The sequence below is a fragment of the Pseudomonas sp. A-RE-22 genome (genome assembly GCF_019956035.1).
In the GTDB taxonomy this organism is placed as follows: domain Bacteria; phylum Pseudomonadota; class Gammaproteobacteria; order Pseudomonadales; family Pseudomonadaceae; genus Aquipseudomonas; species Aquipseudomonas brassicacearum.
Genome location: NZ_JAHBCZ010000011.1, coordinates 378,360 through 402,751 on the forward strand (window position 1 = coordinate 378,360; position 24,392 = coordinate 402,751).

The following is a 24,392-nucleotide window of genomic DNA, read 5'->3' on the forward strand; positions in this document are numbered from 1 at the left end:
GAGACACGCGATGGCCTTGCTACAGCTGGAGCGCATCAGCGCACAGTACCCCGGCGCCGCGGAACCGGTGCTGGCGGATATTTCCCTGACCCTGGGGCCCCAGCAATTGCTGGTTGCCCTCGGCCCGTCCGGCAGTGGCAAGACATCGTTGTTGAACCTGATTGCCGGGTTCGTCGAGCCCTGCGCCGGGCAGATCACCCTCGACGGCACGCCGGTCAAGGGTCCGAGCGCCGAGCGCGGCGTGGTGTTCCAGGACGATGCACTGCTGCCTTGGCAGGACGTGCTGGCAAACGTTGGGTTCGGCCTGGAACTGGCTGGGGTCGGCAAGCAAAAGCGCGAAGCCCGGGCCCGGGAAATGCTTGCCCTGGTTGACCTGGCCGGTTTCGAGCAACGTCGTGTCTGGCAGCTTTCCGGCGGCCAGAAGCAACGCGTCGGCCTGGCCCGGGCGCTGGCGGCCGACCCACGCGTGCTGTTGATGGACGAACCTTTCGGTGCGCTGGACGCCTTCACCCGCGAACAGATGCAGGAACTGTTGCTGCAGGTCTGGCAGCGCACCGCCAAGCCGGTGTTCCTGATCACCCATGACATTGAAGAAGCCGTGTTCCTCGCCACCGACTTGATTCTGTTGGCACCTAACCCGGGGCAGATCGTCGAGCGCCTGAGCCTGGATTTCGGCCAACGCTACGGGGCCGGGGAATCGGCGCGGTCGATCAAATCCGACCCGCGCTTTATCGAAACCCGCGAGCATGTGCTCGCCAAGGTGTTCGCCCAACGCAGCGCCACTCGACCACAGGAGCGCGCATGAGCAGCTACGAAATTCCAGCCGTCGTCAGTGAAACTACGAGCAGGCGCGCGACCAACGACTCAAGGCCCAGCCTGAGTACACGCTGGATCAGCGGCTTGACCCTGATCGCCCTGCTGGCGGTCTGGTGGGCCGTCACCGCGAGCGGCCTGATCGAACCGCTGTTCCTGCCCTCGCCGTCTGCAGTGCTGCAAAAAGGTTGGCTGCTGGCGACCAGCGGCTACATGGACTCGACCCTCTGGCAGCACCTGGCCGCCAGCCTTGAACGAATCGGCCTGGGCCTGCTGTTCGCGGTGCTGACGGCGGTGCCGGTGGGCATCGCCATTGGCGCCAACCGCATCGCGCGCGGCGTGCTCGATCCGTTGATCGAGTTCTACCGGCCGATTCCGCCGCTGGCGTACCTGCCATTGATCGTGATCTGGTGCGGCATCGGCGAGTTGTCGAAAGTGCTGCTGATCTACCTGGCGATTTTCGCCCCGATTGCCATCGCCACCGCCACCGGTGTGCGCACTGTCGACCGGGCCAAGCTACGCGCTGCGCAATCGTTGGGCGCCACGCGGGCCCAGTTGATTCGCCACGTGATCGTGCCCAGTGCCTTGCCGGACATCCTCACCGGCATTCGCATTGGCCTGGGCGTGGGTTGGTCGACGCTGGTGGCCGCCGAGCTGATCGCCGCCACCAGCGGCCTGGGGTTCATGGTGCAGTCAGCCGCGCAGTTCCTGGTCACCGACGTGGTGGTACTGGGGATCCTGGTGATCGCATTGATCGCCTTCGCCATGGAAATGGGCCTGCGCGCCCTGCAACGCAAACTGGTGCCGTGGCACGGCCAGGCCCATTGATACCCAATGACCACGCCGACCATTCGGCGCCCAGACCGAGAACATTGCGATGAACCGCCCAACCATTACGCCATTGAGCACTGCCCTCGGCGCGCAGATCAGTGGGATCGATATCAGCCAGCCGCTGAGCCCGGAACATCGCGAGGCCATCGAGCAGGCTTTGCTTGAACATCAGGTGTTGTTCTTTCGCGACCAGCCAATCGAACCGGAGCAACAAGCGCGTTTCGCCGCGCATTTTGGCGACCTGCACATTCACCCGATCTACCCCAACATACCGGAACAGCCGGAAGTACTGGTGCTCGACACCGCCGTCACCGATGTTCGCGACAACGCAGTGTGGCACACCGACGTGACCTTTCTCCCGACGCCGGCCATGGGCGCGGTGCTCAGCGCCAAGCTACTGCCGGCGTTTGGCGGCGACACGTTGTGGGCCAGCGGCATCGCGGCCTACGAAGCTCTGTCAGCCCCATTGAAACGCTTGCTGGAAGGCCTGACAGCGACCCACGATTTCATCCGGTCCTTTCCATTGGAACGCTTTGGCAACACCGCCGAAGACCTGGCGCGCTGGGAAGAGGCACGGCGAAAAAACCCACCGCTGTCCCATCCGGTGATCCGCACTCATCCGGTGAGCGGGCGACGGTCGCTGTTCGTCAATGAAGGCTTCACGACACGGATCAACGAGCTGTCGGAAACCGAAAGCGAGGTGATCCTGAAACTGCTCTTTGCCCACGCCACCCGCCCGGAGTTCACCCTGCGCTGGCGCTGGCAGGTCAACGACGTGGCGTTCTGGGACAACCGCGTCACCCAGCACTTCGCCGTGGATGACTACCGCCCCGCCCGCCGGATGATGCACCGGGCGACGGTGTTGGGGGATGTACCGTTTTTCAGGTGAGGCATCGAGTCTGAATTGCTCCTGTGGCGAGGGGATTTATGCCCGCGCCACAGGATGGTGTATTCAACTGATCATTGCAGATCAGCCGATTCGTTACTCAGCCGACGAAGGCTTCTCCCAAAGATTGATCCCGCCCTCCAGGGCAAACTGATCGATCTGCGCCAGTTCTTCAGCACTGAAGCTCAGGTTCTTCAACGCCCCGACGTTCTCGATGATCTGCTCCGGCCGGCTGGCGCCGATCAACGCGCTGGTCACGCGGGGATCGCGCAGGGTCCAGGCCAGGGCCATTTGCGCCAGGCTCTGGCCGCGCCGCTGGGCGATCTCATTGAGGGCGCGTACATGGGCGATGTTTTCCTCCGACAGATGCGAAGCCTGCAACGAGCCGCCGCCCGGACGGTTCACCCGCGCATCGGCCGGAATACCCTTGAGGTACTTGTCGGTCAACAAGCCCTGGGCCAGTGGCGTGAAAGCGATCACACCGGTACCCAGTTCGTCGGTGGCGTCCAGCAGGTCTTTCTCCACCCAGCGGTTGAGCAGGTTGTAGGCCGGCTGGTGAATCAGCAGCGGGACTTTCCACTCTTTGAGCAGCGCCGCCATTTCCCGGGTCTTCACCCCGGAATACGAGGAAATGCCGATGTACAACGCCTTGCCCTGCTGAACGGCAGTGGCCAGTGCGCTGGCGGTTTCTTCCAGTGGGGTGTCGGGGTCGAAGCGGTGGGAATAGAAGATATCCACATAGTCCAGCCCCAGGCGTTGCAGGCTTTGGTCGAGGCTGGCGAGCACGTATTTACGCGAGCCACCACCCTGGCCGTATGGGCCCGGCCACATGTCCCAACCAGCCTTGCTGGAGATGATCAATTCATCGCGGTACTGCTTGAAATCTTCGCGCAGCAACCGGCCGAAATTGATCTCGGCGCTGCCGTAGGGCGGACCATAGTTGTTTGCCAGGTCGAAGTGGTTGATGCCCAGGTCAAACGCCGTACGCAGCAAGGCGCGCTGGGTATCGATGGGCGTACTGTCGCCAAAGTTGTGCCACAACCCCAGCGACAGCGCCGGCAGCACCAGCCCGCTGCGACCGACGCGGCGGTAAGGAATGGACTCGTAGCGGTTTTGCGCAGCGGTGTAGGTCATCGAAAGGCTCTCTGTTCGGACGCTGGTGGCAGAAGCTAACACTTCACAGACGCATCGGTCAGGCTGAAAGTTCGCATATCAGGTGTGGGAGCGGGCTTGCAGTGCCAGGAAGTCGGAGACCACACTAACGCGCCTGCGCAAACACCTCCGCCACCCAATCCACGAATACACGAACCCGCGGCGACATGAGTCGGTTGTGCGGATAGAGCACCGACACCGGCATGGACGGTGGTGGGGTGGCGGTGAGGACTTCCTGCATCAGGCCCTGCCGGATCGGCTCTTCCATCCGGTAATGCGGGCATTGGATCAGGCCCAGGCCGGCGATGGCCGAGGCGGCATATATTTCGGCGCCGGACACCGACAGCGAGCCCCCGATCGGGACCTCCTTGAGCTCGCCATCGACCATGAACTCAAACGGATACAGTTTGGCGGTGGTCCGCGAGACGTAATTCACCGCCTTGTGATGTTTCAAATCATCGAGGCACTTCGGCTCGCCGTACTGGCGCAAGTAACCGGGACTGGCGCAGGTGATCTGTCGAAGATTGGCGACACGCCGGCCGATCAATGATGAATCCGCCAACTCACCGGAGCGCAGCACGCAATCGACGCCTTCGGCAATCAGATCGACGAAACGATCGGCCTCGCTGATGAACAGTTCTATTTCGGGATAGCGGGCCATGAATTGTGGCAACGCCGGAATCACGAAATACCGTGCCTGGGTTCCGTGCAAGTCCACCCTCAACTTGCCTTTGGGCGCCACGCCGCGAAACGCCAGTTCGGCTTCTTCAAGTTCCGCCAGCAATTGCACGCAGCGTGGGTAATAGGCTTCGCCATCGAGGGTCGGGCGCACCTTGCGAGTGCTGCGCTCCAACAAGCGAACGCCCAGCCAGGCTTCGAATTGATTGAGGGTATGGGTCAGCGTGGCCCGTGGCATGTTCAAGTCTTCAGCCGCCAGGGTGAAACTGCTTCGCTCGTAGATGCGCACGAACACCTTCATCGCTTTGACTTGATCCATCTGAATCCGGCGCCTTTATTGTTAGTGATTGTTGAACAGTCAAGGCAACTTTCGGGCATTTATCGCCGAGAGTAAACATGTGAACCTGGCTTCACCCACTTCAAGAGGACTCAAGCATGCCGACTCAAACGTCCAAAATTGCGATCATCACCGGTGCTTCCCGCGGCATCGGCGCCGAAATCGCCAAGCAACTTGCCAGCGAAGGTTTCGCCGTCGTCATCAACTACGCCAACAGCGCCAGCGAGGCGTCCAAGTTGGTGGTGCAACTGCGCCAGGCCGGCCACCAAGCCATAGCGGTGAAGGCAGACGTGTCCTCTGCCGCCGATGTCCGCAGGATGTTCGATGAAACCGAAGCGCAATTGGGCAAGGTCGATGTATTGATCAACAACGCCGGCATCCTCCAGGTGATGCCCCTGGCGCAGCACAGCGACGAGTTATTCGACCAGACGTTCGCCATCAACACCCGTGGCACCTTCAATACCCTGCGCGAAGCCGCGACCCGTCTGAACGACGGTGGCCGGATCGTGAACTTTTCCAGCAGCACCGTGGGCCTGAACCTGCCCGGCTACTCGGTGTACATCGCCAGCAAGGCCGCAGTGGAATCCCTGACCCAGGTGTTCGCCAAGGAACTGCGCGGTCGGCAGATCACGGTCAATGCCGTGGCCCCCGGCCCAGTCGCCACCGAACTGTTCATGCACGGCAAAAGTGAGGAACAGGTGCAGCACTACGCCAAGATGCCGCCCCTGGAACGCCTCGGCCAGCCGCAAGACATTGCCAGCATCATCGCGTTCCTGGTGAGCCCGGCCGCTGGATGGGTGAATGGACAGATCCTGCGGGCCAATGGCGGACTAGTCTGAGGCTTTTTCCTGCATCGCCAGCTTGCTCGCGATGAGGTCGGTGCAGATGAGTCAGCGCACCAAATGCAGGAACTGCAGGTGCCGCTCGTACTGGTCGAGGATGTCGTTGATGACTTGCTCCTTGGTGTAGCCCACCAGGTCGTAATCCTGGCTGCCTTCGCTCAGGTGCACCTCGGCACGGTAGTAACGACGGTTGTTGAGTTCCTTGGAGCCCATGCCGCCGCGGGCGAAGGACGGCGTGAAGTAGCCGCGCATCTGCACCTGGTAGATGAACGGATGCTGCTCACCGTGACCGATCTCCAGGCTGACGTTGTCATTGGCCGGGTCGGGCTGGGCCACCACTGTCAGGCCCTTCTCGACGAACACCGCGGTCACTTCTTCAATGGCCGGGCGCACCGTCGTGTCGAGGAAACGGTACACCTCATCACGGGACGGAAAATGCACCGCCTGGCTCAAGCGCTGGCGCCAGCCGCCCGTGCCCCGACGTGAACCCGACACCGGCGCCAGGGAGTGCAATTGCGCGATCTGCTTCTGGGACTCCAGGTAGAACGCCTTGTGCAGGCCCCACATCATCAGCAGCAGAATCAACGAGAACGGCAAGGACGTCAGCACCACCGCCGACTTCAAGGCATCGATGCTGCCGGAGAACAGCAACGCGCTGGTCACCAGGGCCGTCATCGCGCCCCAGAACACCCGCAGCCATTTCGGCCCGTCCTCGTCGGGGTTGCCGCCCTTGGCCGACAACGTCGACAGCACCACGGTGCCTGAGTCGGCGGACGTGACGAAGAACACGAAACTGATGAACACGGTGACCGCGATGACCGTCTTGCTCCAGGGGTAGGTTTCCAGCAGCAGGTAAAGGCTCATCGATGGGTTTTCCAAGGCCGACATGCCAAGGGCACTCATGCCGTGGTTCAGCACTTGGTCGATGGCGCTGTTGCCGAAGATCGACATCCACGCCAGGGTGAAACCCAGGGGAATCAGCAGCACGCCAAACACGAATTCGCGGATGGTGCGGCCACGGGAAATCCGTGCGATGAACAGCCCCACGAACGGCGACCACGCGATCCACCAGGCCCAGTAGAACACCGTCCAGCCGCCCAGCCAGTCGCTAGGTTCGTTGTAGGCGTACAGGTCGAAACTCTTCATCGGCAGGGCGCCGAGGTAATCGCCGATGTTCTGGATCAAGGTGTTGAGCAAATGCTGGGTGGGTCCGGCGAACAGCACGAACAGCAACAACGCGCAGGCCAGGAGCATGTTGATGTCGGACATGACCCGCACGCCCTTGTCGACACCGGCCACCGCCACAATGATCGCCGCGCCCATCATCAGTACGATCAGGCCAACCTGAATCCACTGGGTATGGGCGATGCCGAACAGGTAGTCGAGCCCGGAATTGAGGTGCAGCACACCAAAGCCCATGTCGGCGCCGAGGCCGAACACCGTGGCGATAATACCGAAGCCGTCCACGGCGTAGCCGATGGGGCCGTTGATGCGCTTACCGATCAGCGGGTACAACGCCGAACGCAGGGCCAGGGGCAAATTGTGCCGGTAGGCGAAGTACGCCAGGGCCATGCCGACGAATGCGAAAACGCCCCAGCCGTGCAGCCCCCAGTGCAAGAACAGGACCTGCATGGCCTGGCGCGCCGCTTCGGCGGTGCCTGCCTCGCCCTGGGGCGGCTGGACCATGTGAGTCAGCGGCTCGGACACGCAGAAGAAAAACAGCGTGATGCTGATGCCGGCGGCGAACAACATGCCGGCCCAGGACAGATAACTGAATTCGGGCTCGTCGTGGTCGGCACCGAGCTTGATCTTGCCGTAGCCGGACAAGGCGGTGACCACCACGAAGACCAGATACAGCGTCATCGCCAGCATGTAGTACCAGCCGACTGTATTGGCCGCCCAGTTCTGCGCGGCCAGCAGCCATGCGCCGGCCTGCGCGGGCATGGCTATCACCACCAGGCCGAACAGCAGGATAAAGGTCGCGGCGAAGTAAAAGACCGGCGGGTTCATGCGGACCAGGCCGCTGGGTGGAAGGGACGAGGCACTCATGAAACAAGCACCTCGGGAAAAAGAATCGGGGTGGTCGAAAACGGACTCGGCAAAGGCAAGCCTCCTGTTGTGAGCGGGCAGCAAACCGACGGTTTAACTTGAATGAACGTTCAAGTTAAACATAAATAGCTAGCTAAGGACTAATCGCAGGGCTCGACGGCACGCTTCCTACACTAGCCTACGGGAGGGTATGACGTTGCCAGGAGAGCATTCGTTCACTGGCGCCAAGCCCCTGTGGGAGCGAGCTTGCTTGCGATAGCGGTGTAGCAGTCAATGAAGATGTTGAATGTCAGGCCGCCATCGCGAGCAAGCTCGTTCCCACATGCCGGTTGCCCATGAATATCCGCGTGCCTATAGTCCAGACATCGCCTACAACCAGTACGGACCCATGATCAAAGAACAGCTGTCTCGCTTTAACCGTCTCGACCTGCTCGGCCATCCGACACCACTGGAAAAACTCGACCGTCTCTCCACCTGGCTCGGCCGGGACATCTATATCAAGCGTGATGACCTGACGCCCCTGGCCATGGGTGGCAACAAACTGCGCAAGCTCGAATACCTGGCCGCCGATGCCATCGCCCAAGGCGCCGATACCCTCATCACCGCCGGGGCGATCCAGTCCAACCATGTGCGCCAGACCGCCGCCCTCGCCGCGAAGCTGGGCCTGGGTTGCGTGGCCTTGCTGGAAAACCCCATCGGCACCGAAGACAGCAATTACCTGGGCAACGGCAATCGGCTGCTGCTGGAGCTGTTCGACGCCAAGGTCGAGCTGGTGGACAACCTGGACAACGCCGATGAGCAGCTACAGGCCCTGGCCGGTCGCCTGCGCAGCAACGGGAAAAAACCCTACCTGGTACCGATTGGTGGTTCGAACGCCTTGGGCGCGCTGGGTTATGTGCGCGCCGGCCTGGAACTGGCCGAGCAGATCAAGGACACCGGGATTGAATTCGCCGCCGTGGTACTGGCCTCGGGCAGTGCCGGCACCCACAGCGGCCTGGCGCTGGCGCTGAGTGAAGCCCTGCCGGCGCTGCCTGTCATCGGCGTGACGGTTTCGCGCAGCGAGGAGGACCAGTTTCCGAAGGTCCAGGGCCTGGCCGAGCGCACGGCAGCGTTGCTCGAAGTCGCCCTTCCGGAGGCGTTCAAAGTGAACCTCTGGGACGAATATTTCGCCCCCCGCTACGGCGAACCCAACGCCGGGACACTGGCGGCGGTCAAGCTGCTGGCCAGCCAGGAAGGGCTGCTGCTCGATCCGGTCTACACCGGCAAGGCCATGGCCGGCCTGCTCGACGGCATGGGTCGCGACCGTTTCGACGAAGGCCCGATCATCTTCCTGCACACCGGCGGCGCACCGGCGTTGTTTGCCTACAGCGCGGCGTTCCAGGCTTAGTGGAGACTTCTGTGGGAGCGAGCTTGCTCCCACAAGCAGTCATTCCAAATAGACATATGCGCTTTGTTTAATATTATTTTCCAATCTATAAAAGCCATCCTATAGTCTCGCCGCAGGCGCATTTGCCGCGAGACGCCCAAGCTGCTTTAAGGCAGGATGTGGCAATCTTTTCGGATCGCGGCTACGCCTTATCTCAGCCAAAATAACCTCTTCATAAGAAAACACAGGGGCTTGTCATGAATTTTTCCGCATTACGTCGCAACCTGTTGGTAGGTTCGCTGGGCCTGGCATTGAGCGCCGGGTTGTTGGGGCAAGCAGTTGCCGGTGAGCAGCTGCAGAAAATCAAGGATGCAGGCGTGATCAACGTCGGCCTGGAAGGCACTTACCCACCGTTCAGTTTCGTCGACGCCGACGGCAAGCTGGCCGGTTTCGAAGTGGAGTTTTCCGAAGCCCTGGCCAAGGAGCTGGGCGTGAAGGTCAAACTGCAAACGACCAAGTGGGATGGCATCCTCGCTGCGCTGGAGTCCAAGCGTCTGGACGCCGTCATCAACCAGGTCACCATTACCGAAGAGCGCAAGAAAAAGTACGATTTTTCTGCGCCTTACACCGTCTCTGGTATTCAGGCGCTGGTCCTGAAGAAGAACGAAGAAAAACTCAATATCAAGGCGGCAGCCGACCTGGCTGGCAAGAAGGTCGGTGTAGGCCTGGGTACCAACTACGAACAATGGCTCAAGGATAACGTGCCAAAAGCCGACATCCGGACCTATGAAGACGATCCGACCAAATATCAGGACCTGCGTATCGGACGGATCGATGCGATTCTGGTGGACCGCCTCGCCGCGTTTGAACTCGCGAAAAAAGCCCCGGACACCGCGGTTGCCGGCGACGCATTTTCTCGTCAGGAAGCGGGTGTGACCCTGCGCAAAGACGAACCGGAGTTGCTGGCAGCGGTGAACAAGGCAATTGAAAAACTGCGCGCGGATGGCACCCTCAAAAAGCTGTCCGAGAAATATTTCAACGCTGACGTCACTCAATAATGGAAGCAAAGTTACAACTTATCCTGGACTCCACGCCCTTCCTGCTTCAGGGCGTGTACTTCACGGTGGGCTTGAGCCTGGGCGGGATGTTTTTTGGCTTCCTGCTCGGCTTTGGCCTGGCATTGATGCGCTTGTCGCGGTTCAAGACGCTGAGCTGGATCGCCCGAGTATACGTATCGTTCTTTCGCGGCACGCCGTTGCTGGTGCAACTGTTCATGATGTATTACGGCTTGCCGCAAGTGGGCATCGAGCTGGACGCGATACCCGCAGCGCTGATTGGCCTCTCGTTGAACATGGCCGCCTACATTTGCGAAACCCTGCGAGCCGCTATCAGTTCCATCGAACGCGGTCAGTGGGAAGCGGCTGCCAGCATCGGTATGACCCGCGTGCAGACGTTACGTCGAGCTATCCTGCCGCAGGCCATGCGTACCGCCTTGCCTCCACTGGGCAATAGCTTCACGTCATTGGTGAAGGACACCTCGTTGGCGGCCACCATCCAGGTCCCTGAGTTGCTCCGGCAGGCACAGTTGGTTTCCGCCCGCACCTTTGAAATATTCGCCATGTATCTGTCTGCCGCATTGATCTATTGGTTTCTGATCAGCGTTCTTGCACATGTGCAGAACCGTCTGGAAGCCCGGGTCAATCGGCATGACCAGGAGTCCTGACCCATGATTGTCGTGGAAAAACTGACAAAGCAGTTCAAGGGCCAGGTGGTGCTCAACGGCATCGACTTGAAGATCGAAGAAGGCGAAGTGGTTGCGATCATCGGCCCCAGCGGCTCGGGCAAGACCACCTTCCTGCGCTGCTTGAACTTCCTCGAAGAGCCCAACAGCGGCCGGATCAAGGTCGGCGACATCGAGATCGATGGCAGTCGTCCGCTGAACCAACAGCAGAACCTGGTGCGCCGTTTGCGCCAGCAGGTGGGCTTTGTGTTCCAGAACTTCAATCTGTTTCCCCATCGCACCGCGCTGGAGAACGTGATCGAAGGCCCGCTGGTGGTGAAAAAGATTCCGCGCGCGGAAGCCGAAGCCCTGGGACGCAAGCTCTTGACCAAGGTCGGCTTGGCCGGCAAGGAGGACGCCTATCCACGGCGTCTTTCCGGCGGCCAGCAACAGCGCGTGGCGATTGCCCGGGCGTTGGCGATGGAACCGGCGGTGATCCTGTTTGACGAACCGACTTCGGCCCTCGATCCGGAACTGGTGGGCGAGGTGCTGGCAACCATTCGCGGCTTGGCCGAAGAAAAACGCACCATGGTCATCGTGACCCACGAAATGGGCTTCGCCCGGGACGTGGCCAACCGCGTGGTGTTTTTCGACAAAGGCGTGATCGTCGAACAAGGCGAAGCCAAGGCCTTGTTTGCAGCCCCCAAGGAAGAACGCACGCGACAGTTCCTCAGCAAGATCCTTTCCGCCGGGCACGGCGCCCAGTAAGTTATTCTTAGCATTATCACTTCCAGGGAAGGAAGTGGGACCGCTGCAAAAGAAACAACTCGCACTGTGTTCATGTGCGGCATATACAACTTCTCGTAACACTCCCCGTCGCCCAAGCATCTTTCCACTTCAGTCTCCAGTGCCCTTGCGCACCCATTTTTTGAAAACTGGCAAGCCTAGGAAAAAGGCGTGCGGCGCCGCGCATTATTAACTTTGACGCGTAGGATGTTTCTGAAGCCTTTCACAATTAATTATTAAGCAAGTTCCTCTATTGACACTGAAACTACTGAGACATTATCTAGTGAGCAATAGGCGATGCACATTATTTTAGTTCTGCGCAGTGACTAAGCTTAGCCAGCCTCTATGACTGCACAAATAAAATATGTCGCGATTATCAAGCGCCTTTGATCAAACGGACTTCGTTTTCAAGCATCAAGGAGAACACCATGACATGTAAGTCGAAGAGTCCTGAACTGGCCGCCCCCACCCTGGCCAATGCCCACCCTACCGGCATCAATATCGCCAACGCCGCTCACCTGGAGGTTGCCATTGCGCCCTACCCTGGTATGGACTCAGGTGACCTGATCGAACTGTTCTGGGACAACTGCTACGTCGGCTCGCGCTTGTTGTCGCGGGCCGATGTGCAAGACAGCGTCACCCTGCGGGTCCCGGAGAGTTTCATCGTCGACGGAACCTCGCGCATCCACTATCGGGTGATGCAGGTCGGACGTGGGCCGGCGCTATCCGCCAAGCAACGGGTACATGCGAAGCTCGATTGCCCCGGCGGGCAGCCGTCGGCCCTGAGCGGCGATGAAAACCAGGGCCTGGCGCCAGTGCGCATTCCCGGCACTATCCGACGCCAAGGGGTGAACCCCAACCAGATCAAGCGCGGTGTACCGCTGACCATCGAGCCCTACCTGAACATGGCCGCCGGCGATGCCGTGACCCTGCGCTGGGGCGATGTGCGCATGGACCTGCCTGCCGTCACCGCCAGCGAGGTCGGCCAGCCAATCAATATCTGGGTCCCGCCGCAGATCATCCTGGAGGCAGGAGAAGACCTGCGCCTGGAAGTGACCTACTGCATCCTCGACCGTGTGGGCAACAACTCCCACTGGGCACCGCCACGGACATTGAAGATCGGTTGCGCCAATCCGTACCTGAAAAAACCGCCGAAAGAAGCCCTCATGGCGGCCGAGCCGCACCGCAAAAGGCCTTGATACGGGAGACACTTTTGCGAGGGACGCTTTTGTGGCGAGGGAGCTTGCTCGCGAAACAGGCGCCTCGATTCTGCAAGACCGCATCGCGTCCATCGCGGGCAAGCCTTGCTCCCGCATAGCGGGAGCAAGCTCCCTCACCACAAAAGCCGCTTCGCCCCAAGTGAGCGTACAGCCGCCCATTTAAATCCAACCTATACATATTCCTAAAAGTTAGTTCAAAAATAATTTATACACGCTTAGGGTATATGCACCGGACCACCGGACATTCTTGATTTTCGCTCGCCGCATTCATCGCGGCGTTTCTTGAGATGTGAGGTGGGTATGGAACGAAACACAATCACCACAGTGCAGTACGCCAAGACACTGCCTGCAGCCACGGAGTGGCTGTAATGTCGGATCTGGCGCAAGCAAAAGTCCAGAGCGACCTGGACATCGCACCGCTGTTGTTGCCCGCACAGGTGTTGCGCAACGATACCGAGGCCATCAAAGCTGCCCATGAACTGGCGCAGGTCGCCCGTCAGCAGGCCGCCCGTCGTGACCAGCAACGCAAGCTGCCCTGGGCAGAAATCGAGCAATTCACCCGCAGCGGATTGGGCAGCATCGCCATCCCCCGGGCATACGGCGGCCCACAGGTTTCGTTCGTCACCCTGGCCGACGTCTTCGCAATCATTTCCGCCGCTGACCCGGCCCTCGGGCAGATCCCGCAAAACCAGTTCGGCGTACTCCAGCTGATTCTCGGCACCGGCACCGAACGGCAGAAAAAAATCCTCTTGCAGAGCGTGCTTGAAGGCTGGCGCATCGGCAACGCCGGTCCGGAACGCGGTACTCGCAATACCCTTGAGCTCAAGGCTCGGATCACCGCCGACGGTGACGGGTTTGTCATCAACGGCCAGAAGTTCTATTCCACCGGCGCGCTGTTTGCCCATTGGGTCGCGGTCAAGGCGCTGAATGACGAGGGCCGGCAGGTGCTGGCATTCGTGCGGCGCGGCACCCCGGGCCTGCGGATCGTCGACGACTGGTCGGGGTTCGGCCAGCGCACCACCGCCAGCGGTACCGTGCTGCTGAACAATGTGCGGGTGGATGCCGACTTGGTGCTGGATAACTGGCGCATCAACGAAACACCCGGCGTGCAAGGCGCGATTTCCCAACTGATCCAGGCCGCCATCGATGCGGGTATCGCCCGTGGCGCCATCGACGACGCCATCGCCTTCGTCCGTGAACGGGCCCGGCCCTGGATCGATGCCAAGGTCGACCGAGCCAGTGACGACCTCTACGTGATCGCCGACATTGGCAAACTGAAAATCGAACTGCACGCCGCCGAAGCCTTGCTGCGCAAGGCCGGACAGGTGTTGGACCAGGTCAGTGCCGCCCCCATCACGGCGCAATCGGCCGCCCGCGCCTCGATTGCCGTGGCCGAGGCCAAAGTGCTCACCACCGAGATCGCCCTGCAAGCCAGTGAAAAACTCTTCGAGCTGGCCGGCAGCCGCGCCACCCTCGCCGAATTCAACCTCGATCGCCACTGGCGCAACGCACGGGTCCACACCCTGCACGACCCGGTGCGCTGGAAGTATCACGCGGTAGGCGCCTACCACCTGAACGGCACCTTGCCGGCCCGCCATTCCTGGATCTGACGACCCGACCTCTGGAGCAGTACATGACGTTTTCTCAACACGTCGCGGTGATCACCAGCGATGAACAAGCCCTGATCGTAGCCAGCGACCTGGCCGATGACTTCAAGCGCGACAGCGCCCTGCGCGACCGCGAGCGCCGCCTGCCGTACCCGGAACTGGAGGCCTTCTCCCGCTCGGGCCTGTGGGGCATCAGCGTGCCCAAGGCCTATGGCGGCGCCGGTGTTTCCAACGTCACCCTGGCCAAAGTCATCGCGCTGATTTCTCAGGCCGACGGCTCGCTGGGGCAAATTCCGCAAAATCATTTCTATGCCCTGGAAGTGCTGCGGGTAAACGGCACTGAAGCGCAAAGACAACGCTTGTACGCCGAAGTACTCGCCGGCCAGCGCTTTGGTAATGCCCTGGCCGAACTTGGCACCAAGACTGCCCATGACCGCATCACCCAACTGCGCCGCGACGGCGAGGGCTATCGCATCAACGGTCGCAAGTTCTACGCCACGGGCGCGATCTACGCCCAGCGCATCCCCACATCGGTGGTGGACGAAAACGGCGTGCAACAACTGGCGTTCGTCCCTCGCAGCAGCCAAGGCCTGACGGTGATCGACGACTGGAGCGGTTTTGGCCAGCGCACCACGGGCAGTGGTTCGGTGGTGTTCGAAGACGTGTATGTCGCCGCCGCCGACATCGTGCCCTTCCAGAGCGCCTTCGAACGCCCCACACCGGTAGGGCCGCTGGCGCAGATTCTTCACGCCGCCATCGACACCGGCATCGCCCGCGCCGCCTACGAAGACGCCCTGCATTTTGTCCGCAATAAAACCCGCCCCTGGATCGACGCCACCAGCGACGTCGCCACAGAAGACCCGCACACCCTCAAGAGTTTCGGCCAACTGAGCATCCGCCTGCACGCCGCCGAAGCCCTCTTGGAGCGCGCTGGTGAGTTTCTCGACCGAGCACAGGCCGACACCCGGGCCGACACAGTCGCCGCTGCCTCGATTGCCGTGGCCGAAGCCCGCGCCATCAGCACCGAGATTTCCCTGGCCGCCGGCAGCACGCTGTTCGAGTTGGCCGGCAGCCAGGCGACCCTGGCCGAACATGGCCTCGACCGCCACTGGCGCAACGCCCGGGTGCACACCCTGCATGACCCGGTGCGCTGGAAATACCACGCGGTGGGCAACTTCTACCTCAACGATGAAAAACCGCCGCTGCGGGGGACCATCTGATGGCGGCCGGCAAGAAAAAGATCCTGCTCAACGCGTTCAACATGAACTGCATCGGGCACATCAATCACGGCCTGTGGACCCATCCCCAGGACACGTCGACCCAGTTCAATACGATCGAATACTGGACCGCCCTGGCGCAATTGCTCGAGCGCGGATTGTTCGACGGGTTGTTCATCGCCGACATCGTCGGGGTCTATGACGTGTACCAACAGTCGGTGGACGTCACGCTCAAGGAGTCGATCCAGCTGCCGGTCAACGACCCGTTGCTGCTGGTGTCCGCGATGGCCGCCCTGACGAAAAACCTCGGTTTCGGTCTCACCGCCAACCTGACCTACGAACCGCCCTACCTGTTCGCCCGACGCATGAGCACCCTCGACCACCTGAGTCGCGGCCGGGTCGGCTGGAACATCGTCACCGGCTACCTGGACAGCGCCGCCAAGGCCATGGGCCTGACCGCGCAAGTCGAGCATGACCGCCGCTACGACCAGGCCGACGAATACCTGCAAGTGCTCTACAAACTGTGGGAGGGCAGTTGGGAAAACGACGCAGTGCTCAATGACCGCGTGCAGCGGATCTATGCCCGGCCGGAAAAAGTGCACAAGGTCCGGCACCAGGGCGAGTTCTACCAGGTCGAGGGCTATCACCTGTGCGAACCCTCGCCCCAGCGCACACCGGTGCTGTTCCAGGCCGGCAGCTCCGAGCGCGGCCTGCTGTTCGCCGGACGGCATGCCGAGTGCGTGTTCATCAGCGGCCAGAACAAACCGGCGACCAAGGCCCAGGTGGACAAGGTCCGCGCCAGCGCCGTAGAGGCCGGGCGCAACCCCGGGGACATCAAGGTGTTCATGGGCCTGAACGTGATCGTCGGCGAGACCGAAGCGGCCGCCTGGGCCAAGCATGCCGAGTACCTGAGCTACGCCAGCGCCGAGGCCGGCGTGGCGCATTTTTCCGCGTCGACGGGCATCGATTTTTCCCAGTACGAACTGGACGAACCGATCCAGTACGTCAAGAGCAACGCTATCCAGTCCGCCACCAAGACCTTGCAGAACAACGACTGGACCCGGCGCAAATTGCTCGAGCAACACGCCCTGGGCGGTCGCTACATCACGGTGGTCGGTTCGCCCGAACAAGTGGCCGACGAGCTGGAGTCCTGGATCGCCGAAACCGGCCTCGATGGCTTCAACCTGACCCGCATCGTCACGCCGCAAAGCTACGTGGACTTCATCGACCTGGTGATCCCCGAGTTGCAGCGACGGGGCTCGTACAAGACCGAATACGACAACGGCACCCTGCGCGAAAAACTGTTTCACGCAGAAGCTCATCTACCCGAACAACACACTGGCTCGACCTACCGGCACTGACCCTGTGACTTATCCACTAATGACTGGAATACCCGACATGACCAAGCACTTCCTGACCCTGCCAGTCAAAACCCTGGCCCTGGCCCTCGGCCTGTTCAGCTCGGCGCTGTTTGCCGCCGATGCGCCGTTGAAAATCGGCACCACCGCCGCGTTCGCCATTCCCCTGGAAGCGGCCGTCGAAGAAGCCGGCAAGCAAGGCTTGAAGGTCGAGCTGGTGGAGTTCAGCGATTGGATCGCGCCCAACGTCAGCCTGGCCTCTGGCGATATCGACGTGAATTACTTCCAGCACATCCCGTTCCTGGAAAATGCCAAGGCCGCAGCCGGGTTCGACCTGGTGCCCTTTGCGCCGGGGATCATCAACAACGTCGGCCTCTATTCGAAAAAATACAAAAGCTTCGACGAACTGCCAGAAGGTGCCAGCGTCGCCATTGCCAACGACCCGATCAACAGCGGTCGCGGCCTGCAACTGTTGGCCAAGGCCGGACTGATCAGCCTCAAGCCGGGCGTCGGCTACAAGGCCACCGAAGACGACATCGTCGCCAACCCGAAGAAGCTCAAGATCCTGCAGGTCGAAGCCGTGCAGTTGGTGCGCGCTTATGAAGACGCCGACCTGGTGCAGGGTTATCCCGCCTACATCCGCCTGGCCAAGACCTTCGACGCCAGCTCCGCCTTGCTGTTCGACGGCCTCGATCACAAGGAATACGTGATTCAGTTCGTGATCCAGCCCAAGAGCAAAAACGATCCACGGCTGATCAAGTTCGTCGACATCTACCAACACTCGCCAGCCGTGCGCGCCGCCCTGGACAAGGCCCACGGCAAGCTCTACCAAGCCGGTTGGGAAGGCTGACATGAACGCCGTCAACGCTCGACTCCGACACGAAGCCCCCACGCCCCAGAGCGCCGAACACACCGAACTGCATCCGGAGCTCAACCGTGCCCATGTGCGCTTCATCGGCCTGGGCAAGACCTATAACGGTGCCCAGGGTCCGGTGGCCGCGCTGCAAGGCATCGACCTGGCGATCCAGCGCGGCGAGGTGTTCGGCATCATCGGCCGCAGCGGCGCCGGCAAGTCGTCGCTGATCCGCACCATCAACCGCCTCGAACAACCCACCAGTGGCCGGGTGTTGATCGATCAGATAGACATCGGCGAGTTCGATGAAGACCGCCTGGTGGAACTGCGTCGGCGCATCGGCATGATCTTCCAGCACTTCAACCTGATGTCGGCCAAGACCGTGTGGCAGAACGTTGAGCTGCCGCTGAAAGTCGCCGGCGTGCCCAAGGAGCAACGCCAGCGCAAAGTTCGCGAGCTGCTGGAACTGGTCGGCCTGCAAGGCAAGCACAAGGCCTATCCGGCGCAACTTTCGGGCGGGCAGAAACAGCGGGTGGGGATTGCCCGGGCACTGGTGCATGACCCGCAGATTTTGTTGTGCGATGAAGCCACCTCGGCCCTGGACCCGGAGACCACACAATCGATCCTCGGCCTGCTGCGCGAAATCAACCAGCGGTTGGGCCTGACCATCGTGTTGATCACCCATGAAATGGCGGTGATTCGCGAAGTCTGCGACCGGGTCGTGGTGCTTGAGCAAGGGCGGATCGTCGAGCAGGGGCCGGTCTGGGAAGTGTTTGGCAACCCGCAACACGAGGTCAGTCGAACACTGCTGGCACCGTTGCAACACGCGATACCGGAAGAACTGCAAAACCGCTTGCAGACGCAGCCGGCATCGGCGGATGCCGCCATTGTGCTGCGCCTGCAATTCACCGGCATAGATCGTGAAGAGCCGGATCTCGCCGCTTTGTTCAGCGCCCTCGGTGGACGGGTGCGACTGCTGCACGGCGGCATCGAGCGAATTCAGGGCCACGGGCTGGGGCAATTGCTACTGGCCGTGAGCGGTTCGTCGTGGGGCGCCGAGGAACTGCGGCAACGGGCGGGCAATTGGGCGCAACGGGTAGAGGTGCTGGGTTATGTGGTTTGATCGGCTGTTGCAGGGTTTCATCGACACGTTCCTGATGGTCGGCGTGTCGTCGCTGATCGCGTTGTTGGCGGGCATCCCGCTGGCGGTGATCCTGGTGACCAGCGGCAAGGGCGGGATCTATGAAGCGCCGGTCTTGAACCGAGCCCTGGGCGCGTTCGTGAACCTGTTCCGCTCGATACCGTTCCTGATTCTGATGGTGGCGTTGATCCCGTTCACCCGGCTGATCGTCGGTACCACCTATGGCGTGTGGGCAGCGGTAGTACCGCTGACCATCGCCGCCACACCGTTCTTTGCCCGCATCGCCGAAGTCAGCCTGCGGGAGGTTGACCATGGTCTGATCGAAGCGGCCCAGGCCATGGGTTGCCGACGCTGGCACATTGTCTGGCATGTATTGCTGCCCGAAGCGCTGCCGGGCATCGTCGGCGGTTTTACCATCACCTTGGTGACCATGATCAACTCTTCGGCCATGGCCGGAGCGATCGGTGCCGGCGGCCTGGGCGACATCGCCTACCGGTACGGCTACCAGCGATTCGACAGCCAGATCATGCTCACGGTGATCGTGTTGCTGGTGGCGCTGGTGGCAGTGATCCAGTTGGGTGGCGACCGCCTGGCACGCGGCTTGAACAAGCGCTGACCGGGGGGAGCAGTTGACCTGTGGGAGCAAAGCTTGCTCCCACAGGCAGACCAGCGGGCTTGCGGTATAGTCACCTGACGCTCCTCACTCAAGCCCCAATCATGAAACACACCACCGAAGACCTGCACGCCATCACCGCCACGACCCTGGGCCATTACAACGCCGTGGCAGAAAGCTTTCGCGAAGGCACCCGCGATCACGATGTCAGCCAGAACATCGACGCCTTGCTGCGCCATCTCCAGGGCGAGGCACCGCTGCACATCCTGGATTTGGGCTGCGGCCCGGGGCGCGACCTGCGCACATTCACGGCCATGGGTCATGTCGCGGTCGGCCTCGACGGTTCAGAAAAGTTTGCCCGGATGGCGCGCCAGGACAGCGGCTGTGAAGTGTGGCAACAGGACTTCCTGGAACTCGACCTGCCGGCCGAGCGCTTTGACGGGATTTTCGCCAACGCGGTGCTGTTTCATGTGCCCGTCCAGGAACTGCCTCGAGTGCTCAAGCAACTGCACGCCACGCTCAAGCCCGGCGGCGCGCTGTTCAGCTCAAACCCGCGAGGCGAAAACCAGGAGGGCTGGAACGGCCAGCGCTTCGGCGCCTACCACGACCTCGCGGCCTGGCGCACGTTGCTTGGCGACGCAGGCTTCGTGGAACTGGAGCATTACTACCGACCGGCTGGGCTGCCGCGGGAGCAACAGCCTTGGTTGGCGAGTGTCTGGCGTAAACCTGCTTAACATTTGAAGACGCCATCGCGAGCTTGCTCGCGATGGCGGTGTATTGGCCAATGAAGCGCCATGGCCTCATCGCCTGAAAGGCTTCACTCCTGCTTACCCAACCACTTCTGCGACAACTTCTCCAACCGCCCGTCATCCTTGATACGCGCCAGGGCGTTGTCCAGGCTGGCCTTGAACGCCGGGTTGCCCTTCTGGAACGGAATCACCAGGCTCGGCGCCGGCTCGCTCTTTTTTTCTGGCTGGAATGACTGCGCCATGACCAACGGGCGTGGCGTCTCATCCTTGCTCGCCAGCAGTTGTGCATCCGGATGGCTGTAAACGGCGCTGGTGTCGAAACGTTCCGCCAGTTCCGGGGTCATTGCTATGTGGTTGATGGCGACGTCGTACTTGCCGCTCTCCACCCCGCTCATCAGGTCGCCGGCATCGGTGACCACGAAGTCGGGGCGTACATCGAGCTCACTGGCAAGCATTTCGCCCAGTTCCACTTCGAAACCAGTGAGTTTGCCGTCTTCCTTGAAGTTGAAGGGCGCGGTGTTGGCCTCGAGGGCAATGCGCAGTTCGCCACGGTCATTGATGTCATCGATCAGTTCGGCATGAGCCAGGGAACTCAAAAGGGGTAGCAGGCAAATCAGGCCAGGCAGAAAGCGCATGGTCACTCCTTTGTATTTATACAAGCGACGCTCGTTTCAGGCTCGCTTTGCTATGGTTGTTGCAGGCTTCGACAACGATTGGTCATGAAGTTGTCATGGCCAGGCGGATTTCATGGAAAAACTGGAGAAAAAAATGAAAAGCTTTATGTCTCGTGCCGCGTTGACCGGCCTGTTACTGGGCGCTTCGATGCTGGCAACCGCCGCGACCCCGGCGCCCAAAGGTGCAGAAGTGTTCATCGTTTCCCCGGCAGACGGCGCCACCGTCGCCCAGGAATTCACGGTCAAGTTCGGCGTCAAGGATATCTCCCTGGCTCCGGCCGGCGATATGACCAAAAACACCGGGCACCACCATTTGCTGATCGATGTCGACAAACTGCCTGCCGCCGGCGCGCCGATTCCAAACGACGCCAACCACATGCACTTCGGCAAGGCACAAACCCAGGCCACCATCAAACTGACCCCGGGCAAGCACACCTTGCAATTGATCCTGGGCGACACCGGCCATATGCCGTTCGATCCGTCGATCGTGTCCGAGAAAATCACTGTCAACGTGAAATAACACGCACCGGCTGACGCAACACAAACACCTGTGGGTTTCATGTTGCCCCCGGTGTCAGGCAATAAAAAACGGGAGCCCTTTCGGGGCTCCCGTTTTTAATTGCAAGCCAGGCCTGCTTAGAACAACACGCGGCAACGAATGGTGCCGTTGATGTGCTGCAGCTTCTCTTGCGCCAGATCCGAGTATTCGGCGTCGACGTCGATCACGACGTAGCCGACTTTCTCGTTGGTCTGCAGGAACTGACCGGAAATGTTGATGCCGTTTTCGGCGAAGACCTTGTTGATCTCGCTCATCACACCCGGGATGTTTTCGTGGATGTGCAGCAAACGGTGCTTGCCAGGGTGTGCCGGCAGAGCCACTTCCGGGAAGTTCACGGACGATACCGAGGTACCGTTGTCGCTGTACTTGACCAGTTTTTCCGCCACTTCCAGGCCGATGTTGGCCTGGGCTTCAGCGGTGGAACCGCCGATGTGCGGAGTAAGGATCACGTTGTCCAGGCCACGCAGCGGGCTTTCGAAGATGTCGTCGTTGGAGCGTGGCTCCACCGGGAACACGTCGATGGCGGCGCCGATCAGGTGCTTGTCCTTGATCGCGTCGGCCAGGGCGTCGAGCTTGACCACGGTGCCACGCGCGGCGTTGATCAGGATCCCGCCCTTCTTGATGGCACGGATTTCCTTCTCGCCGATCATCCACTGGGTGGCAGCGGTTTCCGGGACGTGCAGGGTCACGATGTCGGACATGCCCAGCAACTCGTGCAGGTTGTTGACCTGGGTAGCGTTGCCCAGCGGCAGCTTGGTCACGGTGTCGTAGAAGAACACCTGCATGCCAAGGCCTTCAGCCAATACCGACAACTGGGTGCCGATCGAGCCGTAGCCAACGATACCCAGCTTCTTGCCGCGGATTTCGAAGGAGTTGGCCGCGCTCTTGATCCAGCCACCACGGTGGCAGGAAGCGTTCTTCTCAGGGATGCCGCGCAGCAGCAGGATCGCTTCGGCCAGCACCAGTTCGGCAACGGAACGGGTGTTGGAGTACGGCGCGTTGAACACCGCGATACCGCGCTCGCGCGCCGCATTGAGGTCAACCTGGTTGGTGCCGATGCAGAAGCAGCCGACCGCCACCAGTTTCTTGGCGTGGTCGAAGATCTCTTCGGTCAATTGGGTACGGGAGCGAATGCCGATGAAGTGAGCATCGGCGATCTTTTCCTTGAGCTGGGCTTCCGGCAGAGAACTGGTGATGTACTCGATGCTGGTGTAGCCCGCCGACTTGAGGACGTCGACAGCCGATTGGTGGACGCCTTCGAGAAGAAGGAACTTGATCTTGCTCTTATCGAGAGAAGTCTTGCTCATCTGCGTAAACCTGTGTCCCGGAGAAAAATGGCAGGGAATCGGACAGCGCATGCTGGCCCGACCGGCGTGACAGCCGTCGCCGCAGAACAGCCGTTGGGCACTACGCTGCGGGGTCGGTATGCTAGCATATGCACCCCGCTAAACACTCATTCCTGCGACGTGAAGCGTTCTCAGGATGACCATGAATTGTTCGAGAGTTCTGTCGATGACCAATCCTGCCGTGATAGATGAGCTGAAGACCCTGGTTGAGCCTGGCAAGGTCTTGACCGATGCCGACTCCCTGAACGCTTACGGCAAGGATTGGACCAAGCATTTTGCCCCTGCACCTTCGGCCATCGTCTTCCCCAAGACCACCGAACAGGTCCAGGCCATCGTGCGCTGGGCCAACGCGCACAAAATCGCGCTGGTGCCATCGGGCGGACGTACCGGGCTTTCCGCCGCAGCCGTGGCGGCCAACGGCGAAGTGGTCGTGTCGTTCGACTACATGAACCAGGTGCTCGACGTGAACCTCACCGACCGCACCGCGGTCTGCCAGCCTGGCGTGGTCACCGAACAACTGCAGAACAAGGCCGAAGAACACGGCCTCTACTACCCGGTAGACTTCGCTTCGGCCGGTTCCAGCCAGATTGGCGGCAATATCGGCACCAATGCCGGCGGGATCAAGGTCATTCGCTACGGCATGACCCGCAACTGGGTGGCGGGCATGAAGGTCGTCACCGGCAAGGGTGACCTGCTGGAGCTGAACAAGGACCTGATCAAGAACGCCACCGGCTACGACTTGCGGCAGTTGTTCATCGGCGCCGAGGGCACCCTGGGCTTCGTGGTCGAAGCCACCATGCGCCTGGACCGTGCGCCGAAAAACCTCACCGCCATGGTGCTCGGCACGCCGGACTTCGATTCGATCATGCCGGTGCTGCACGCCTTCCAGGGCAAGCTGGACCTGACCGCCTTCGAGTTTTTCTCCGACAAGGCCCTGGCCAAGGTCCTCGGTCGCGGCGACGTGCCGGCACCGTTCGAAACCGAGTGCCCGTTCTACGCCCTGCTGGAATTCGAAGCCACCACGGAGGAAGTCGCCAACCACGCCCTGGAAACCTTCGAGCATTGCGTGGAGCAAGGCTGGGTGCTGGATGGCGTGATGAGCCAGAGCGAAACCCAACTGCAGAACCTGTGGAAGCTGCGCGAATACATCTCCGAAACCATCTCCCACTGGACGCCGTACAAGAACGACATCTCGGTAACCGTCTCCAAGGTTCCGGGTTTCTTGCGGGAAATCGACGCAATCGTCGGCGAACACTACCCGGACTTCGAAATTGTCTGGTTCGGCCACATCGGCGACGGCAACTTGCACTTGAACATCCTCAAGCCGGAAAACCTGAGCAAGGATGAGTTCTTCGCCAAATGCGCGACCGTGAACAAATGGGTCTTTGAAACCGTCGAGAAGTACAACGGCTCGATTTCCGCCGAACACGGCGTGGGCATGACCAAGCGCGACTACCTGACCTATAGTCGTTCACCTGTGGAAATCGAGTACATGAAAGCGGTGAAGGCGGTATTCGACCCGAACGGCATCATGAACCCGGGCAAGATTTTCGCGATTTGACGCCTAAAAACACCTGATGAATCCCAGAAGCAGG

General features: G+C 60.9%; 23 protein-coding genes. 18 read left to right on the plus strand and 5 right to left on the minus strand.

Going from position 1 to position 24,392, the window contains the following annotated elements; genetic code table 11:
* Positions 1-10 precede the first annotated feature (10 nt).
* Genes tauB through tauD form a run of 3 tightly spaced genes read left to right on the plus strand, consistent with a single transcriptional unit; the run spans position 11 to position 2,533 of the window.
* Positions 11-805, plus strand: a complete 795-nt coding sequence (gene tauB / locus KGA89_RS07985; RefSeq protein ID WP_223471148.1) for a taurine ABC transporter ATP-binding subunit — start codon at positions 11-13, stop codon at positions 803-805.
* A complete protein-coding gene (gene tauC, locus KGA89_RS07990) occupies positions 802-1,641 on the plus strand; it encodes a taurine ABC transporter permease TauC (protein ID WP_003196679.1) in 840 nt (279 codons plus the stop codon). The genes tauB and tauC overlap by 4 nt, the downstream gene beginning before the upstream one ends.
* Positions 1,642-1,690: 49 nt before the next feature.
* Complete coding sequence (gene tauD, locus KGA89_RS07995) at positions 1,691-2,533, plus strand: taurine dioxygenase (RefSeq protein WP_223471150.1); 843 nt, start codon at positions 1,691-1,693, stop codon at positions 2,531-2,533.
* A 93-nt stretch (positions 2,534-2,626) separates the two neighbouring features.
* Here the strand turns inward: tauD and mgrA are convergent, their stop codons facing one another.
* Positions 2,627-3,664: an L-glyceraldehyde 3-phosphate reductase gene (gene mgrA / locus KGA89_RS08000; protein ID WP_223471151.1), complete on the minus strand. Its 1,038-nt coding sequence runs from the start codon at positions 3,662-3,664 to the stop codon at positions 2,627-2,629.
* A gap of 124 nt (positions 3,665-3,788) precedes the next feature.
* Positions 3,789-4,679: a LysR family transcriptional regulator gene (locus KGA89_RS08005; protein ID WP_003196673.1), complete on the minus strand. Its 891-nt coding sequence runs from the start codon at positions 4,677-4,679 to the stop codon at positions 3,789-3,791.
* A 116-nt stretch (positions 4,680-4,795) separates the two neighbouring features.
* Between KGA89_RS08005 and KGA89_RS08010 the strand changes: the two genes are divergently transcribed.
* Positions 4,796-5,536, plus strand: a complete 741-nt coding sequence (locus tag KGA89_RS08010) for an SDR family oxidoreductase (RefSeq protein ID WP_223471152.1) — start codon at positions 4,796-4,798, stop codon at positions 5,534-5,536.
* A gap of 51 nt (positions 5,537-5,587) precedes the next feature.
* Here the strand turns inward: KGA89_RS08010 and betT are convergent, their stop codons facing one another.
* Positions 5,588-7,549, minus strand: coding sequence for a choline transporter BetT (betT, locus tag KGA89_RS08015; protein ID WP_223471196.1), 1,962 nt, complete (start codon positions 7,547-7,549; stop codon positions 5,588-5,590).
* 427 nt (positions 7,550-7,976) lie between these two features.
* Here betT and KGA89_RS08020 point away from each other — a divergent pair, with 427 nt between their 5' ends.
* The 12 genes from KGA89_RS08020 to KGA89_RS08075 all read left to right on the plus strand — a co-directional run bounded on the left by KGA89_RS08020 (position 7,977) and on the right by KGA89_RS08075 (position 20,203).
* On the plus strand, positions 7,977-8,975 hold the full coding sequence (locus KGA89_RS08020; RefSeq protein WP_223471198.1) for a D-cysteine desulfhydrase: 999 nt from the start codon (positions 7,977-7,979) through the stop codon (positions 8,973-8,975).
* A gap of 236 nt (positions 8,976-9,211) precedes the next feature.
* A complete protein-coding gene (gene tcyJ, locus KGA89_RS08025; protein WP_223471153.1) occupies positions 9,212-10,012 on the plus strand; it encodes a cystine ABC transporter substrate-binding protein in 801 nt (266 codons plus the stop codon).
* The gene (gene tcyL, locus KGA89_RS08030; RefSeq protein ID WP_079301476.1) at positions 10,012-10,677 is read left to right on the plus strand and encodes a cystine ABC transporter permease; all 666 of its coding nucleotides are present in this window, start codon (positions 10,012-10,014) and stop codon (positions 10,675-10,677) included. The genes tcyJ and tcyL overlap by 1 nt, the downstream gene beginning before the upstream one ends.
* 3 nt (positions 10,678-10,680) lie before the next feature.
* Positions 10,681-11,442 (plus strand): L-cystine ABC transporter ATP-binding protein TcyN, encoded by a 762-nt coding sequence (gene tcyN, locus KGA89_RS08035; RefSeq protein ID WP_223471154.1) that lies wholly within the window; start codon positions 10,681-10,683, stop codon positions 11,440-11,442.
* 446 nt (positions 11,443-11,888) lie between these two features.
* A complete protein-coding gene (locus KGA89_RS08040) occupies positions 11,889-12,659 on the plus strand; it encodes a hypothetical protein (protein ID WP_223471155.1) in 771 nt (256 codons plus the stop codon).
* 389 nt (positions 12,660-13,048) lie between these two features.
* Entirely contained in the window at positions 13,049-14,290 is a 1,242-nt protein-coding gene (locus KGA89_RS08045; RefSeq protein WP_223471156.1) for an SfnB family sulfur acquisition oxidoreductase, read from the plus strand.
* A gap of 23 nt (positions 14,291-14,313) precedes the next feature.
* Positions 14,314-15,507 carry an SfnB family sulfur acquisition oxidoreductase gene (locus KGA89_RS08050; protein WP_003196655.1) on the plus strand — a complete coding sequence of 398 codons (1,194 nt, stop codon included), beginning with the start codon at positions 14,314-14,316 and terminating at the stop codon, positions 15,505-15,507.
* Positions 15,507-16,865: an LLM class flavin-dependent oxidoreductase gene (locus KGA89_RS08055; protein ID WP_223471157.1), complete on the plus strand. Its 1,359-nt coding sequence runs from the start codon at positions 15,507-15,509 to the stop codon at positions 16,863-16,865. The genes KGA89_RS08050 and KGA89_RS08055 overlap by 1 nt, the downstream gene beginning before the upstream one ends.
* 37 nt (positions 16,866-16,902) lie before the next feature.
* The gene (locus KGA89_RS08060; protein ID WP_003196652.1) at positions 16,903-17,712 is read left to right on the plus strand and encodes a MetQ/NlpA family ABC transporter substrate-binding protein; all 810 of its coding nucleotides are present in this window, start codon (positions 16,903-16,905) and stop codon (positions 17,710-17,712) included.
* 1 nt (position 17,713) lies between these two features.
* Positions 17,714-18,838, plus strand: a complete 1,125-nt coding sequence (locus KGA89_RS08065) for a methionine ABC transporter ATP-binding protein (protein ID WP_013692036.1) — start codon at positions 17,714-17,716, stop codon at positions 18,836-18,838.
* Positions 18,828-19,472 (plus strand): methionine ABC transporter permease, encoded by a 645-nt coding sequence (locus tag KGA89_RS08070; RefSeq protein ID WP_003196648.1) that lies wholly within the window; start codon positions 18,828-18,830, stop codon positions 19,470-19,472. The genes KGA89_RS08065 and KGA89_RS08070 overlap by 11 nt, the downstream gene beginning before the upstream one ends.
* A gap of 101 nt (positions 19,473-19,573) precedes the next feature.
* Positions 19,574-20,203: a class I SAM-dependent methyltransferase gene (locus tag KGA89_RS08075; RefSeq protein ID WP_223471158.1), complete on the plus strand. Its 630-nt coding sequence runs from the start codon at positions 19,574-19,576 to the stop codon at positions 20,201-20,203.
* Positions 20,204-20,286: 83 nt separating this feature from the next.
* Here KGA89_RS08075 and KGA89_RS08080 read toward each other — a convergent pair whose 3' ends face one another.
* Positions 20,287-20,853 carry a transporter substrate-binding domain-containing protein gene (locus KGA89_RS08080; RefSeq protein ID WP_223471159.1) on the minus strand — a complete coding sequence of 189 codons (567 nt, stop codon included), beginning with the start codon at positions 20,851-20,853 and terminating at the stop codon, positions 20,287-20,289.
* A 133-nt stretch (positions 20,854-20,986) separates the two neighbouring features.
* On the opposite strand from KGA89_RS08080, the gene KGA89_RS08085 reads away from it, so the two are divergent.
* On the plus strand, positions 20,987-21,412 hold the full coding sequence (locus tag KGA89_RS08085) for a DUF4399 domain-containing protein (RefSeq protein WP_003196642.1): 426 nt from the start codon (positions 20,987-20,989) through the stop codon (positions 21,410-21,412).
* A gap of 116 nt (positions 21,413-21,528) precedes the next feature.
* Here KGA89_RS08085 and serA read toward each other — a convergent pair whose 3' ends face one another.
* Positions 21,529-22,758, minus strand: a complete 1,230-nt coding sequence (gene serA / locus KGA89_RS08090; RefSeq protein ID WP_003186856.1) for a phosphoglycerate dehydrogenase — start codon at positions 22,756-22,758, stop codon at positions 21,529-21,531.
* Positions 22,759-22,963: 205 nt separating this feature from the next.
* On the opposite strand from serA, the gene KGA89_RS08095 reads away from it, so the two are divergent.
* Positions 22,964-24,358 carry an FAD-binding oxidoreductase gene (locus KGA89_RS08095; protein WP_223471162.1) on the plus strand — a complete coding sequence of 465 codons (1,395 nt, stop codon included), beginning with the start codon at positions 22,964-22,966 and terminating at the stop codon, positions 24,356-24,358.
* The last annotated feature ends 34 nt before the right edge of the window (positions 24,359-24,392 follow it).